Consider the following 15,265-nt stretch of genomic DNA (forward strand, 5'->3'; position numbering starts at 1 on the left):
GCATGCTGCAGTGGGATGACATTCGTTATTTTCTGGCCGTCGCGCGCAACGGAAGTCTGTCAGCTGCTGCACGCTCACTGAATGTGGAGCATTCCACTGTTTCGCGTCGCGTTGATCAGTTGGAAACGGAGATCAGGCTGCGCCTGTTTGACCGGCTGCCACGCGGGTGGCAACTGACGGACGAAGGCAACGATCTCCAATCGCGAGCGGAAGCGATTGAGGAAAGCGTGTTGGGGTTTCAAAGATCTGCCTCCGGTGTCGACCCTCTAGCGGGAACGGTTCGTGTATCGGCGCCGCCCTTATTGCTTTCTAATTTGATTCTTCCCGGACTTGCCGGCTTCATCGCCAGTCATCCGGTAATCACGCTGGAACTAATCGGAGAGCGGTGGGCGGCAGACCTGATGCGCGCCGAAGCCGATATCGCCATTCGCCTCGGACGCCCTAGTGAGCCGGATCTTGTGGCGCGCTCTGTCGGGGAAGTTTCCTATGGACTTTATGGTTTGGAACATTGGACTGCGCCCTCTCGGAGGGATCGACTGTATCTGGGCTTCGACGACAGCATTCCCGATCTGCCACAAAAACAGTGGTTCGATGAGTATGGGCGCGAGGCGCATTTCGCTTTGCGATCCAACGATATGGGAACTTTGCTGAACGCGGCGCTCGCGGGCCTCGGCATTGCGCTCCTTCCGGACTTTCTGGCTACGTCCTATCCAAATCTCCTACCGATTCCACTCGACAGACCAGCTCCGACGCGACCGGCATTCCTGGTCATGCATGCCGATATACGTCGTTCCCAGCGGGTTCGGATTACGGCAGATCACCTGATCGGCATTCTGACGGAAGCGCTTGGAGAGAATACGCGGGGTCCGTCTTCAAAGCCCAGATAATGAAGGGCTGCTTCATGTCGTGAGTTTTATGGTACCTACAAGGAACGCCACTCGGCGGCCCTGGCCGAGTGGCAGATGCTGGCGAGCTAGGTTCTGCTCTTCAAAGACCATCGTGCGCAAAAAGGAGACGGTTCGCGTTAGACTGACAGGACCCGATAGAGCCCTACCGGGAGCCGCCGGGTCCGTCCGGCTTTTACAGCGAAGTATGAATGTTCCGTCCGCTGCGCCGGTGGAGAAGAGAACGTCTCGCACCAGCGCAGCACCGGCTCCATTGCTTGTGTGGCGTCAGCCGCCGCGATCTTCCCTGCTGACCGCTATACTGGCTTGCAGATCCGTTGGACGAATGACCGCCATGACCGGAGCCGCGGCAACGAGTTTGACCCAGAGGGCGTCCCTGTCCCTGAAATAGGATGTCTCGTTCGCCTGGCGCAAGGCGTCCATGCTGCCCTGTTCCGTTCCGGAGGTCGCATGGGTGAAACCCGGCAGTTCGAAAATGACCCATGAGCCCTGGTCCATTTCGGCCAGACTGAGAGTGACTTCCGGCCTTTCGGTTTTCACCTGGATTTCAGTGCCGGCCCGCACGGTGCTCTGATCTCCGGAGATCTTGAATTCCTTGCCATTGCGAACAAGCGCGATGGGCGGCTGCGGAGCACGGCGGGAGAACAGCGCTGCACGCTGGGCCTGGACGAGGGGCGTGTTCGGCGCATTAGGACCGAGCGAGGCGAGCAATGCGAACCGGGCGGTGCGGGATTCCAAATCGACTGCGCGTGGAAGTTCGCCCCTGCTGTCCGAGAGATTCAGGCGTCCGATATCGCCCGTGCACACGGAAGCATTCCAGCTGGGGCGGATCTCGCAGCTGTCGTCGGTGGCGACGCTGTCATTTTCGCCGTCGTGCAGCAGAACCTGGGAATTGGGGATGCCGGTCACCGATCCGTCCAGGTCGCGGAAGGACAGGGTCCGATAGGCATTGCCGCCGCGGTTGTCGTTATCGAACCGGGAATCGAATTTCGGAAAATAGACCGGCTTGGCGTTGACGAACTCAGCACCGCTGATGGTGCTTCCGGTACTGAGCCCCGCGCTCGTGAACAGCAGGAACGACAGCGCGCCTGTCTTTCTCCGATCGTTGTCCTGGAAATTCACGAATGTCGTGTTCACCACATCATCGCGGTAATCGTAGTATTCGTAGCCGCGGATGGGGAAGTCCGGGATGGACGGCTTGGGCAGGCTGCGTCCGTAGGCCACTTCGTCGGGCGTTGTTGGATTGCCGATGTTGTCGGTTTCGCCCACGACCAGCGCGTCCACCAGACGTGAACTGAAAGGCAGGCTGCCGATATCGCCGGCGGCCTGCGTCATGCCAATGGCATTGTCAGCCAGTTTCATGTTGCTGTACACGTAAAGATCCCCCCGGCCCCAGAGACCCCCATTGCGGTTCTTGTAGGCGGTCAGATTCTCGAAGTGCGTCTCGATCACTCCGCTTTCCAGATCGGTGGGATCTGTCAAAGGCAGCAACGGGATGGAGGCCAGCCCAAACGTATTGTCTTGGTCGATGTGCCGGTCGATCAGGAACCCGTCGAAGTTGGAATGGGCAGTGTTGCCCCTGAATGCGCGCAGCGGCGTGCGGCGCGGCCAGGTGTTGAGGCTGACTTCCGTACCCAGGAAAGCGCCGTTGGGGTGTTCCGGGATCGACAGCCAGAAGCCGACTTGATCGGAACCGGCCGCGACATTGTCGATGAAGCTGTTGTCCGGGTTGGTGATCCAGAAGGACGCGACCGTGTTATCCGAAGGCAGCAGGGTGTTCCCGCTGTGGAAGCTGGCTTGCCTGGCGGCCGCAGGATTCTCGTATTGGGTGACTTTCTCACCGTTGGCGGCGAGATTGGTGGGTACGCAGTCCAGTGTCGGATGACACTTTGTCTGGATCGCCAAGTTCCTGACGAACTCGTTACCGTGCTCGATGCCGTCTTCCAGGAAAAAGCAGTGACCCACGGTGTTGAAGGTCACGTTGTTCTCGATGCGCAGGTCATTCGTGCCGTGTACCGTCACGCAGCGGTTGTAGGTGTCGTGGATCGACGCGTTCTTGATGTACTGGCCAGGCGCGTCGCCGATTATGTGGAAGTGCATCGGATAGCGCGCCAGCGTCAGGTGCTGGCCCATGCGGTTGAGTTCCACCCCGTCGACGAACGCTTTCGATCCCCCCATCGCCATGATGTGGCCGCCGAAATAGCTGGTCGCCGCGTCTTCCGACGCCTGCACCTTGATATTGCGGGTCAGCATGGCGACTTCGCCGCGCTCGTCCACGCCGAAGGTGATCTCGCCAAAGTGCATGTACTGCAGCGGTTCGGCGAAGCTGATCGTGTTGCCGTTCACGCTTGTGATGGTGCGGCGCTCGGCCTGGCGCGGTTTGAAGTCGGTCGAGGCGAGCACGATCTCGTCGCCCACTTTCCATTCCCTAGCATCGAGCACCTCGATCTGGCGCGCGCCCTTCGGAGCGGTCGCGGCGAGCTTGCTCCACGTATGCGTGCGGTTGCCGTGAATGTTGAGCGTGCCGCGCATCAGCATGATGCCGCGATCGCCCATGGTGTTGATGTTCTCGCCCTTAACCTTATCGGTCAGCGTGATGGTGGCCCTGTGGGTGAAAGGATCGGCCTCAGTACCGATCTGCACTTCGCCGCCGGGAACGTAGATCCACTCGGTGGTAAGCAACAGGTCGCGCTCGTCGGCAAAGGTCAGCTTACCCTGCACAGTGAGGCTGCGCAGTTCGGGCGGGCTGACGTCGAGCATCACTTCGGTACCGCGCGGAATGATGACATCCTCGCCCGCCGCAGGCACTTTGCCCGACGGCCATGACGCGGCGTCCGACCACTTCACGGTCCGCACGATCACGCTCGGGGCGGCCCCGTCCATCGCCATGTTGGCGTGATCCTCGTGATCCTGCGCGGCGACGCCCCCACCCATTGCGAGCAGCAAGAAGGCTACAACGAGGCGAGTGTAAATGAACAGCCTAGACTGCTTGCGCATGACCAAATTTCCCCTCTCCGGGCACACGAGTCCCGCTTGTGCTTTGTTTGCGAAGGACTATGAAATGAATGAATCCTTCTGCCAAGCGGTGGAACCGCAAAAGGCGGAAGAAGTCGTAATGGCTTCTGCTTAGGCCTGAAACTCGATGGCGATGAGTGGGCCTGTTTCCAATAGACTCCCTGGCTGAGATGGTGATGACGTTGTCCTGGACAGGGTCACCTAGTCTGACAGTGCCGCGCCGTTCAGAAGCTGCCCAAATGGTCGAGCATTTCGGCCACCGTTCCGTTCTTCTCGGCAAAGCGTAAGGGAAGAACATTGGCGACAAGGTTCTCCTGCGCCCCGGGCTCGCGCTCGAAATTGGCCATCGTTTCGTCGATATAGGCATCGAGCGGCATGTAGCCCTCGCGTGTTTCCTGCCCCGGCGTGAGACCGGTCCGAACGGCGGGTGGCGGTATCTCGATCACTTCTACCTGTCCCTTCAGCCGCTGACGCAGCGACAGACTGTAAGAGTGCACCCCCGCCTTACTCGCACTATACGCCGGAGCGGCAGGAAGCGGCACGAAGCCGAGACCCGAGGACACAGTACAGATGGCCGCATTGGGTTTGCCTGCGATCAGCGGAATTAGCGCTTCGGCCGTCCGCATCGTCCCGAGCAAGTTGATATTCACCACCTCCTCGGCCGTCCCGATATCGCCACCTCGGCCCAGCTCTTGCCAAGTCATGATCCCTGCCGAGAGAATCGCCGTGTTGAGAGCAGGAAAATCGAGCTTCAGCAGGTCCATCGCCGCGGCGACCGAACCATTGTCACCGACATCAAGCGCGAGCGCGTGCATATTTGCGCGGCCCTTGATTGTCTCGCCAAGGCGCGCGACGCCGCGTCCTGCGACGATAACCGTGTTGCCGAGATCGTGAAACCGCCATGCCAGAGCCTGACCAATGCCGGAGCCGCCTCCAGTTACGAGCATCGTGTTGCCAGTGAGTTTCATGCCGAACTCCTCATTATCGCTTCGCCAAGCTAGGGATTTGCTGCGTCAACGTTTGAAGCGTCGATTAGCTCAACGACGTCACGTTGCCAGTCAGTGCAGTGGGTCGAACAGAGCTCAACGGTGCGATAGCAACGCACGGAGAGGACCTGACAGGCGTCCAACTACGGCGATCTCGTCACTTAAGGAGGCTAGAGTTGACCACCGCGCTTCACGTCGCCTGTGACAAGGGACAGGCCCAGGCTTTCGAGGCCGCATCTGGCGCGGGGCTCGCCCAACACCCACGCTGGACCATCGCGGCAACCATGCTGGCATCGAGCCTCGCCTTCATCGACGGATCGGTGACGAACCTCGCGCTGCCTGCCATTGGCAAGGAACTGAAAGCCGGCGCCACAGATCTTCCGTGGACCATCAACGCCTATCTCTTGCCGCTATCCGCTCTGTTGCTGCTCGGGGGCGCAATGGGTGACCATTATGGACGGCGCCGCATGCTGATAATCGGTGTGCTCATTTTTGCGGCGGGGTCGGTGGGCTGCGCGCTCGCAGCCGATCTCACGATGCTGTTCGCGCTGCGCGCGGTACAGGGCATCGGCGCAGCGTTGTTGTTGCCAAACAGCCTGGGAATCCTCGGCAGTTCCTTCGAAGGTGAAGAGCGCGGCCGCGCGGTGGGCATTTGGGCCGCGGCGGGTGCAATCGCGAGCGCGATTGGTCCGCCGCTCGGCGGCTGGCTGGTCGACACGGTCGGCTGGCGAGCCATTTTCTATCTCAACCTTCCACTCGCCGGGGCATCGATCCTCATTACCTGGCGTTACGTCGACGAGAGTGCAGGGAGCAAAGACCCACTGGATTGGCAGGGTGCAATTCTTGCGACTGCCGCGCTTGGCGCATTGACCTGGACGCTCACCCGGTGGTCGAGCCAACATTTGGTGAGCATCCAAACCTGGCTGGGCCTTGCCACCGGCGTTGTTTTCTCCGTGTTGTTCGTTGTGACTGAGCGACATCGGGGTGATCGGGCGATGATGCCGCTTTCCCTGTTTTCATCCCGGCCGTTCGTTGGCCTCTCCTTGCTCACATTCCTGCTCTATGGGGCGCTCGGCGGCTTGCTCATGTTGCTGCCCTATGTGTTGATCGTTGGCGGCGACTATAGCCCGACGAAGGCCGGGCTGGCGTTGTTACCTTTTTCGATCGTGGTCGGAGCAGCCTCGCCGCTTGCAGGCCGGCTGACTGGGCGGATTGGGCCACGCTGGCCCCTGACACTTGGGCCGATCGTCACGGGCCTTGGCTTTGCGCTGCTGATGCGCGCGGATCCTCATGCAAGCTACTGGACAAGCATCCTCCCTGGAATGGTGGTGATCGCTTTGGGAATGTCGGGCGCCGTTGCGCCGCTGACTACCGCCGTCCTGTCCTCGGTCGACGAGCACCATACTGGCACGGCGTCGGGCTTCAACAGCGCTACCGCGCGCACCGGCGGCCTGATTGCAACCGCGCTCTCCGGCGCAGTCATCGCCGAAACGGGACTGGACCTCATTGACGCGTTTCAGATCGCAGCGGTTATTGCGGCGATCCTTGCCACACTTGCAGGCGTGGCCGCCTATCTGACGCTCGGCAACAACTCGCAAACGCGCCGGTGACTCCCCTCATGAACCGCCGGGCTGCGTCCTTTGCGGGTCCGGTGAGAGAGCGCTCGGGGCATTCATCCTCGCGGTCCGCCGCCCGCCAGGGGCAGACCCTCCCGCCGGTCAGCGGCTTGCCGGGCTCCCGACTTGACCCGCAGTCTGGCCCGGCGGCCGCGCCACCACAGGAGCAGGCCCGATCCGGCCAGGAACACCGGAACGAGCGCGGCGAAGGACCAGAAAACCTTGAGGCTTTCGCCGCACGGGCCCGGGCCGCAACCCGGTATCCGGCCACCGAACCGTCCGAAGTGCAGATAGGCCAACCAGTACGCGACCTTGTCGCCGGTTCTTTCAACCGGGTTCGCCTCGTCGAATGGTTCGAAAAAGTCGACGAGGCTCTCCATGACGCCGGGAAACACCAGGTGGAGTCCGGTGAGCCCCCACGTGAACACGAGCGCGGCGGCCCAGATACCGGCGGTCATATGCAGGTAGCGCAGACCGCCAGGCCGCCGCAGGACCGGCGTCCTGACCGCATCTCGACCTCTCCGGGGCCGCCAGACCAGCGCGCCGGAAAGCGCAAGGAACACAAATGACAGCGCCAGCGCCCCGTTGGCCAGCCGCCCGGTTTCCCCGCCGACCAGCTCGGTATGAAACTTGAGCAAGGCGCTGGTCACCCGGAATCCGAGCGGAAGCGTGGGGCCGAGCGGATGGCCGGAATAGGGATCGAACAGGTAGTTTCTGATCTGTCCCTCGCTCTCCAGATCAACCTCGACGGCATGGTTCGGCTGTCGGCCGCGCCAGACCTTGATTGCCGTTTCCGCCGGGAATGCGCGCCCGGCGCTTTGCAGAATCTCCTCATCGGAAAGGAGCCGCGGGCCGGGGCTGACTACCAGGGGTTGGGGCTCGAATAACCGGTAGAGTTCCGGCCTGTAGACGAGCACGCTTCCGGTGAGGCTGATCAGCGCCACATAGATCAGCAGGATTATGCCGACCCACCGGTGAAGTTTCACGATCGCGCGGCGCATCTTTCAGAGTCGGATGTTCAGCGAGCCGTTGTTCGTTCGACAACAACGTCTTCGGCCATCGAGCTAAGTGCGACGTTTACAGTGGCTCTCTGCTCAGAAGATAGCTTGCTGGTGATCAAAGCAAAATATCGCTGGCGCAGTTCGCGGATGAGTTTGAACTGCGCCAGGCCTTGCTCGGTCGGCGCGATGACCATCGTTTTTCGGTTTCCAGGCTGAAACTCGCGAACGATCAGCTTCTTATCCAGCAGCGCTCTGACGGCCCGACTAATCTCGGCCTGGTCCACTTCCGCTGCTTCGCCCATGAAACTCGCTGTTGACGGCCCCGCGATGCAGACGAAGGCCAACACCCGCCATTGTGCCAGGGAAAGATCGAAGTCGGCCTGAAGTTGGCGAGCCGTCTGGCGCTCAATCATCTTCGCCAGCAGCAGCAGTCTTTGGGGTAACCCGTCGTCGCTAAAGAGATGCCAGATCTTGGGAAGGCTCGCCGCATCCTGTTTCGCCTCGCGAGAGCGTGACGTTTTTGAAGCAGAGCGGGTCAGCTTGGTCCTCCCGGCGAAATCTTGGCATCGATATATCGATGCCCCAAAGCGCTGCAAGGTTCATTTTCTTGACAGATCAACAATAACGCGGGAAGCTTTGCTTTGCGGTGGAGAAAACTCCGCCAAAGTCGCCACGGAACGGCGGCGCTGCAGGGAGAGATTATGAGCAATTTGAGCTACAGGCGCGTTCGGCTAACTTCGCCCTTGCAAGCGACGAGTTTGGTGGCCGTTGCCGCGATGTTAAGCCTGTCAGCGCCCGCGTCGGCCCAGAATGAACCTTCCGCAACGCAAGCAGCGCCGGACGCCGCCGTAGAGGGCGACCCCATCGTTGTAACCGGCTCGCGGATTGCGCGGTCCGGGTTTACGGCGCCGACCCCCGTGACGATCTTGGGTGAAGAGCAGATCGCGCGCCAGGGCGCGTCCAACATCGCGCAGGTCTTGAATGAAATTCCCGCGTTTCGCCCCCAAAGCACGCCCTCGACCACGGCGATCTTCGTCAGCAATCTTGGCGCGTCGACCGCCGATCTTCGCGGATTGGGCGGTAATCGTACTCTGGTACTGATCGACGGTCGCCGAGTAGTGGCCTCGACCGTTGCGGGGGGCTCGTTCACCCCTGCCAATACCGTCGATCTCAACCTCGTGCCCTCTTCCCTGATCGAACGCGTTGAAGTGGTAACCGGTGGGGCCTCTGCCGCCTATGGCTCTGACGCCGTGGCAGGCGTCACCAACCTCATTATCAACCGCGATCTCAAAGGGCTGCGCGCGACTGTCCAGTTTGGTACTTCAAATTCCGCAGACAACGATGAGTACCTGATAAGCGGTGCTTATGGCACTGGGTTTGCGGATGGCCGCGGACGGTTCGTCGCCGGCGTTGAAATTGTAAACAACGAGGGAACTGGAGACTGTTATAGCCGCGCCTGGTGCGCGGAAAGCTACAACACGATCAGCAATCCGTTCAAGGCCGGGAGCACCACGGAACGAGTGATCGCAGGCCAGCCTGCCACGATCATTATGCCGAACGCGCGGACGGCAACGGCCTCGCTGAACGGCCTGATCATCGGTGGGCCGTTGCGCGGCACCGAATTCAATCCCGATGGAACGACGTTCGCGCATGACTACGGCGTCTACGGCGGGGCAGGCCTGTTCCAAAGCGGCGGTGGTGATCCGAAGCTAGCTTTCTATGAATTTTTCCCACTCTCTTCGGCAAGCCGGCGCGTCAATAGTTTCGCCAGCCTGGATTATGATCTCTCGGACAAGGTGAAGCTGTTCGCCGAGGGTTCGTTCGGACACGTGGAGGGGCAGATCCTGGGTTCTGCCCGTCGCGATATTTCGCCCGCTGGATCATTTGGGATCTTCAGTGACAACGCGTTCCTTTCCGATGCATTCGTCGCCCAGATGGCTGCCGCCAACGCGCGCTGCGCGCCATCCCTGCAAAGCGCCACCGACACTCGCAATTGCGTGCCGTTCGGCCGCATTTGGAACGACATCGGTCCACAGTTGGGTGATGTCAGTCGCGAGACTTACCGCCTCGTCACCGGGTTCGATTGGGACATCGGCAGCAACTGGACCCTCGACGGGTACTATCAGTACGGACAGACGGACTACTCGCAGCGCGGCTATAACACGACGATCAACTCGCGGGTTCGCAAGGCGATCGACGCTGTCGACGATGGCGCGGGAGGCATCGTTTGCCGCGTCAATGCCGACGCCAACCCGGCGAATGACGATCCGGCCTGCGAGCCGCTCAACCCCTTCGGAAACGGCTCCCCCAGCGCAGCTGCACGGAACTACGTAACCGGCACGGCGATGCAGGACACGACGCTGACACAACATGTCGCAGCGCTCACCTTGCGGGGTGATGTGGTTGATCTGTGGGCGGGCCCTCTCGCCGTGGCAGGAGGCGTGGAATATCGGCGCGACGGGGTTTCGTCCTCCACCGACCCGATATCCGCGGCGAACGACTTCTTCACCAGTCCGGGTGGAGGCATCGTCGGGGGTTCACAACATCTTGAGGTGAAGGAAGGGTTCGTCGAGATGGCGCTGCCGTTGGCGCGCGATCTGCCGTTTGCCTACAGTGCCGAACTCAATGGCGCCCTGCGCGTGACTGATTATAGCACCAGCGGGCAAGTCGAGACTTGGAAGATCGGCGCAAATTGGCAGCCGTTTGAGTTCCTTCGCTTCCGCGGAACCCGCTCCCGGGACATCCGCGCGCCAAACCTGTTCGAGCTCTATGGCGCACCGCAAAGCTCCTTCCAGACGGTCGACGACCCGGCAAACGGGGGGGCACGCGGGCTCTATCCAACGCTGCTCAGCGGCAATGCCGCGCTCATGCCCGAGATCGCCAACACCTGGACCGCGGGAGCGGTCGTCACGGCCGGCCTCGGTTCGGCCGGGAAATTGCGCTTCTCTGCCGATTGGTTCGACATCGCGTTGGATGGGGCGATCAGCACTCTGGGCGCGCAAACGATCGTATCGCGCTGCCAGGAAGGTAATGCCGCACTGTGCGACTTCGTCATCCGTGACGGGTCGGGCGTGATCACCCAGATCATCAATCCGAACCTCAACCTCAACACTCTCATCACAAGAGGATGGGATTTTGAGGCAGATTACAGCGTGCCTCTGTCATCGCGGGCAGATTTCAATGTCAGGGTGCTGGTCACTTACGTGAAGGATCTGATCACCATCGATACCGCCGGCGTATCCACCGACCGTGCGGGTCAGAACGGTTCGGGTGTTTCGCAGCCGTCCGGCGTTCCCGATTATTCCATCAACGCCTTTGCGGGCTATTCCAGCGATCGCTTTTCGACCCAGCTGCAGCTTCGCCATATCTCCAGCGGATTGTTCCAGGTCACAAATATCGGTCCGCACCAGGAAGGCTACAGCCCGCTTCTGCCCAACAGCATCAACGATAACCTGGTCGAGAGCGTCACTTACGTGAACCTCAATGCCCAGTACCGGCTGTGGGAAAGCGGTGACCGCCACGTGGAGCTGTTTGGGGTAGTCAACAACCTGTTCGACAAGGATCCGCCCAACAACCTGCCCTCGAGCTTCGGACCGACCAACAACGTGCTCTACGATGTCGTCGGGCGCAGCTACAAGATTGGTGTGAGGGTAGCCTATTGAGCCGTCCCATGGACAGGCGGAAACCACAAGGCGCAAGCCAGCCTGCCGGCAGGTTCGAGCTGATCATGCGCCAAGGGGTCGATCCTTCGACCGCCCCCAACAAGCCGCCGCTTCCTCCTCGCGACTACGTGTCGTGGGAGGAAGAAGGCTTGCTGATCGAGCGCAACGTCGAAGTGCCGATGCGCGACGGCGTCAGGATTTTGGTCGACATTTACCGGCCTGCATCGGCTCCCGATGCCGATCTGCCCGTCATCCTGGGCTGGAGCCCCTACGGCAAGCACGGTCTTTCAGGATCGCTCTGGCCCCCTTCGGGTGTGCAGGACGGCTGGATGTCCCGCTTCACGGCATTCGAGGCGCCCGATCCCCTGTTCTGGTGCCCCCGTGGCTACGCGGTAGTCTTTGCCGATCCGCGTGGGGCATGGCTGTCCGAAGGTGATTTGCGCCACAATGGGATCGGCGAAGGCAAAGATTGCTACGATTGTATCGAGTTCCTCGCGGCCCTGCCCTGGAGCAACGGAAAAGTCGGGATGACCGGCGTTTCCTACCTTGCCGCAATCCAATATCTCGTCGCCTCCCTCAAGCCGCCGCATCTTGCCGCGCTCAATCCCTGGGAAGGGTTCTCCGACTGGTATCGCGAGTTCGCCTATCATGGAGGCATCCGCGAAACCGGCTTCGTGCCCCGCGGCTCGGACAACCTGCGTTTTTCACTGGGTAGGACCGAAGATACGGCCGCCAATGTCCGGGCTCACCCACTGTATGACGAATATTGGCAAAGCAAGGAAATCGACCTCTGCGCGATCGATATCCCCGCCTATGTCGTCGCCAGTTGGTCCGACCAGGGCCTGCATACGCGCGGCACGATCGAGGCGTGGCGGCAGATGGCGTCGCCGGATAAGTGGCTCACCATCCACGGTGACAAGAAGTGGGCCAATTACTATCGGCCGGAAAGCCGCCTGCGACTGGCAGACTTCTTCGATCAGTTCCTCAAGGGGAAGGATCGCGGGGTGCAAAGCTGGCCGCGCGTGTCGATCGAGGTCCGCGAGAGCGCGCATCAGCGGTCGATGAGGTCAGAGCGCGAGTGGCCGCTGGCGCGCACAGAGTACCGCCCGCTCTACCTCGATGTTACTCAGAATTCTCTGCGCGAGCAGCCGGTGCCCGAGGCGGCGTCGATCGCGTACGATCCTTGCGACACTGCTGGAGAAGCTTTGTTCGATTTCCGGTTTGATCAAGACACCGAGCTAACCGGCTACAGCAAGCTCAAGCTATGGGTAGAGACAAGCGGGGCCGATGACCTCGACTCGTTCGTGGCCCTGCAAAAGCTCGACGTTGCTGGCAGACCAGTCGGATTTCATTTCTACGCCTTCTACGACAACGGACCCGTAGCGCTTGGCTGGCTACGTGCCAGCCATCGCGAACTGGACGAGGAGCGTTCGACGCCCTGGCAGCCAGTACACAGCCATCTGCGCGAGCAACGGCTCCGTCCTGGCGAAATCGTTCCCGTGGAAATCGAAATCTGGCCCTCATCCACGCTGTTCCGGGCCGGTGAGAGCCTTCGCGTCGTGGTCAAGGGCATGGATATCTACCGCGATGCGTTGCCCAACCTGCCGTATGCGAGGCACGAGGACTTGCGCAACAAGGGCCGGCACCTGATCCATGCGGGCGGATCCTACGACAGCCATTTGCTCGTGCCGGTCGTTCCCCCGGCGTAGGCGGCCACCCCTAAAGCAACATGAAATAGTGAATGCGGTTAGCACTGGGCACCTTCTCGGCCACACCGACGAAGATGTGCTTACCTAGCCATTCGTGCGGACCCGCAGGCACGTCGAACTTCGGCGAAACCCGCATGTAGTATTCGTCATGGCCGACCGGCTCGTTGCGCGCCATGCGTTCCATCGCGTCGCCGTCCGCCCAGCGATAACCGCGGCTTTGCAAGTAGATCGTTGTGCCGTCATCGGCCTCAAGGAAATAACGTGCGTCGAAATCGATCACGCCGTTCGGGCGTACCAGAGGGTAATCGCCCCCACTCATCGGAATAACTCGGCCGCGAATTCGGGGCCCTTCGAAGGTGCCGGACGCAGCCCATATCCCGGCGCGCGTCACACCCATGCTGCTCGGCTCAACCCATACGGGTTTCGTAAGCTCGATGCTGACTGTGAAAGCAAATTCGAACCGCGGCGCAAATGGGTGGGCGGTTTCCTGGAAAATAGCCGTTTCCATATTCATACCTTATAAAACAACTAGCTGACGCTAGGAAAACACGTTGATTAATCAACGACATCTGGTGGGATTCGGCCTATTGAACCCGGCAAGAGCGAATGCGGGTAAAGCGCCCACCGGCAATGTCGTAAAACACGAAGGCTGTGCTGTGGCGGACCACGCCTGCCAAAAGGGGACCGGTTGGAAAGTCCGGCCAGTCTTCATGCGCCCGAAGCGTTGTTGAGATTTCCGCTGCGCAGATCGTGGGTGAGCCGACAAAGGAAAGAAGCTCCACCCGCTCATCAAGTCGCGCGCGCACCTTGCGGTAGAACTCCAAGACTGCGTCCTTACCGACAGCTTGAAATGCCCGTCCGAGGAACTCAACGCGATCATCGTAAAACGCACCAAAACCGTCGAAGTCAGCGGAATTGAACGCCGCGAGATACGCTGCGAACCAACTGGGCGATCCAGGCTCTGCGCTCATGCCCGTGCTGGAACGCCGGACGCATCAAGGTTGCGCGACATTCCTGTATGACGAAGCAACAAGACGAGCACCGCCACGACAAGTGGGCCGATTGCGGCAATTCCGAGCGTCGTCTCCAGCGAAAAATCCTGTTCGATGGCGAAGGCTCCGTAGAGCGGTGCCAGTACCCCGCCGACGCGCCCCGCCCCACCGGCCCAGCCTAGCGCGGTACTACGCATGCGTGGCGGATAGACCTGCGTCACCAGCGTGTTGAGGCCGCCCTGGCCCCCGGTCTGGACAAAATTCCAGAAGATCAGCACCGCGATGAACAGCGTGGCCTCGAACGGTACCCACGCCATCGCTACGAGCGAAGCCGCCAGCGCCACGTAATACAGCGAAATCAACCGCGAGGGGTCGAAGCGATCCATGAGCCAACCGATCGAGAGCATTCCCGCGATCCCGCCCAGATAGGAAATCATCGCTGAAATGGCGAAGCGCTGGATCGGGATGTCCTTCATCTCCTGAAAGAAGGTCGGCAGCCACGAGGCGAGGAGGGCGATATTGGTCATCGACAAGATGCACGCGGCCCAGATCAAGGCGGTCATCCATGCCCGGCCTTCGAGGAAGATGTCGAACAGTCTGGCCTTCTGCGGCGTGGCCGCATTGGTACCGAGGACAAACTCCTCATCGCCAGACAGTCGGACAGTCGGGTCCATGCGACGTATCGTTGCCGAGATGGCCGGATCGCGCGCGTCACGTTCGGCCTGGAACTTCAGGGATTCCGGAACCAGCAGCAGAAGTAGTGGAATGCAGAGAAGCGGGACGACTCCGCCGATTACGAACCCGCTTTCCCAGCCATACGCATCCAGCAACCATGCGGCCACCGCGCCGCTGGCGGCGTTTCCGCTTGAATACCCCGCCAGCGCAATTGCGATGAAGATCGAACGCCGATGCCGTGGCGTCATTTCGGAGATCAGCGCCAGCGCCATGGGCAGGCCGGCTGCCATGAACAGACCGGCGATGCCACGCAGGATCGCCAATTGAGTCAGCGTCTGAGAGTGAATGCTGCCCAGGGTGATCAGCCCAAACAGGGCGCAGGCCCAGATCAGCATTCGCCGCCTTCCAAATCGGTCGGCCAGCGGAGAAACAATAAAAGCACCAGCAGCAAGCCCGATCTGCTGGGCCACGAAAAGCATCGCCATAGCTTCCGGTGGTTGCCCGAAATCGGCGGCAATCGCCGGCGCGATCTTGCCGACCATGAATATGTCGAACCCATCGATAAAGCAGACCAGGCCGCAAACCAACAACACTGCAATCTGGGTCCGTCCGATGCGCTGACGGTCGACGAAGCCTTCGATATCGAAACGGGGCATGGGAGATCATTCCGCCAGCTGCAAGTGAGGCAGCTGTCGCCCAATTTC

At 60.8% G+C, this 15,265-nt stretch carries 11 protein-coding genes; 4 read left to right on the plus strand and 7 right to left on the minus strand.

Annotated features, from left to right (window positions below; translation table 11 throughout):
* Nucleotides 1–2 precede the first annotated feature (2 nt).
* Nucleotides 3–887, plus strand: a complete 885-nt coding sequence (locus KK137_RS09130) for a LysR family transcriptional regulator (protein ID WP_214536137.1) — start codon at nt 3–5, stop codon at nt 885–887.
* A 285-nt stretch (nt 888–1,172) separates the two neighbouring features.
* Here the strand turns inward: KK137_RS09130 and KK137_RS09135 are convergent, their stop codons facing one another.
* Both KK137_RS09135 and KK137_RS09140 read right to left on the minus strand, forming a co-directional pair.
* Entirely contained in the window at nt 1,173–3,713 is a 2,541-nt protein-coding gene (locus tag KK137_RS09135; protein ID WP_338028108.1) for a G8 domain-containing protein, read from the minus strand.
* Nucleotides 3,714–4,144: 431 nt separating this feature from the next.
* Nucleotides 4,145–4,888 carry an SDR family oxidoreductase gene (locus KK137_RS09140; protein WP_214536139.1) on the minus strand — a complete coding sequence of 248 codons (744 nt, stop codon included), beginning with the start codon at nt 4,886–4,888 and terminating at the stop codon, nt 4,145–4,147.
* Nucleotides 4,889–5,190: 302 nt separating this feature from the next.
* Here KK137_RS09140 and KK137_RS09145 point away from each other — a divergent pair, with 302 nt between their 5' ends.
* Nucleotides 5,191–6,516 carry an MFS transporter gene (locus tag KK137_RS09145; RefSeq protein ID WP_214536140.1) on the plus strand — a complete coding sequence of 442 codons (1,326 nt, stop codon included), beginning with the start codon at nt 5,191–5,193 and terminating at the stop codon, nt 6,514–6,516.
* A gap of 62 nt (nt 6,517–6,578) precedes the next feature.
* Here the strand turns inward: KK137_RS09145 and KK137_RS09150 are convergent, their stop codons facing one another.
* Both KK137_RS09150 and KK137_RS09155 read right to left on the minus strand, forming a co-directional pair.
* Nucleotides 6,579–7,523: a PepSY-associated TM helix domain-containing protein gene (locus tag KK137_RS09150; RefSeq protein ID WP_214536141.1), complete on the minus strand. Its 945-nt coding sequence runs from the start codon at nt 7,521–7,523 to the stop codon at nt 6,579–6,581.
* Between the two features lie 17 nt (nt 7,524–7,540).
* Nucleotides 7,541–8,119 carry a MarR family winged helix-turn-helix transcriptional regulator gene (locus KK137_RS09155; RefSeq protein ID WP_214536142.1) on the minus strand — a complete coding sequence of 193 codons (579 nt, stop codon included), beginning with the start codon at nt 8,117–8,119 and terminating at the stop codon, nt 7,541–7,543.
* A 321-nt stretch (nt 8,120–8,440) separates the two neighbouring features.
* Here KK137_RS09155 and KK137_RS09160 point away from each other — a divergent pair, with 321 nt between their 5' ends.
* Together KK137_RS09160 and KK137_RS09165 are read left to right on the plus strand one after the other, a co-directional pair.
* Nucleotides 8,441–11,185 carry a TonB-dependent receptor domain-containing protein gene (locus KK137_RS09160; RefSeq protein WP_214536143.1) on the plus strand — a complete coding sequence of 915 codons (2,745 nt, stop codon included), beginning with the start codon at nt 8,441–8,443 and terminating at the stop codon, nt 11,183–11,185.
* 8 nt (nt 11,186–11,193) lie between these two features.
* A complete protein-coding gene (locus KK137_RS09165) occupies nt 11,194–12,894 on the plus strand; it encodes a CocE/NonD family hydrolase (protein ID WP_214536144.1) in 1,701 nt (566 codons plus the stop codon).
* Between the two features lie 10 nt (nt 12,895–12,904).
* Here KK137_RS09165 and KK137_RS09170 read toward each other — a convergent pair whose 3' ends face one another.
* From KK137_RS09170 to KK137_RS09180, 3 genes are all read right to left on the minus strand, one after another.
* A complete protein-coding gene (locus KK137_RS09170) occupies nt 12,905–13,408 on the minus strand; it encodes a DUF3237 family protein (protein WP_338028031.1) in 504 nt (167 codons plus the stop codon).
* A 70-nt stretch (nt 13,409–13,478) separates the two neighbouring features.
* On the minus strand, nt 13,479–13,865 hold the full coding sequence (locus KK137_RS09175; protein ID WP_214536146.1) for a nuclear transport factor 2 family protein: 387 nt from the start codon (nt 13,863–13,865) through the stop codon (nt 13,479–13,481).
* On the minus strand, nt 13,862–15,217 hold the full coding sequence (locus tag KK137_RS09180; RefSeq protein WP_214536147.1) for an MFS transporter: 1,356 nt from the start codon (nt 15,215–15,217) through the stop codon (nt 13,862–13,864). Before KK137_RS09180 ends, KK137_RS09175 begins: the two co-directional genes overlap by 4 nt.
* Between the last annotated feature and the right edge of the window lie 48 nt (nt 15,218–15,265).

Origin of the sequence: Croceibacterium selenioxidans, assembly GCF_018599195.1 — a bacterium.
GTDB lineage: Bacteria > Pseudomonadota > Alphaproteobacteria > Sphingomonadales > Sphingomonadaceae > Croceibacterium_A > Croceibacterium_A selenioxidans.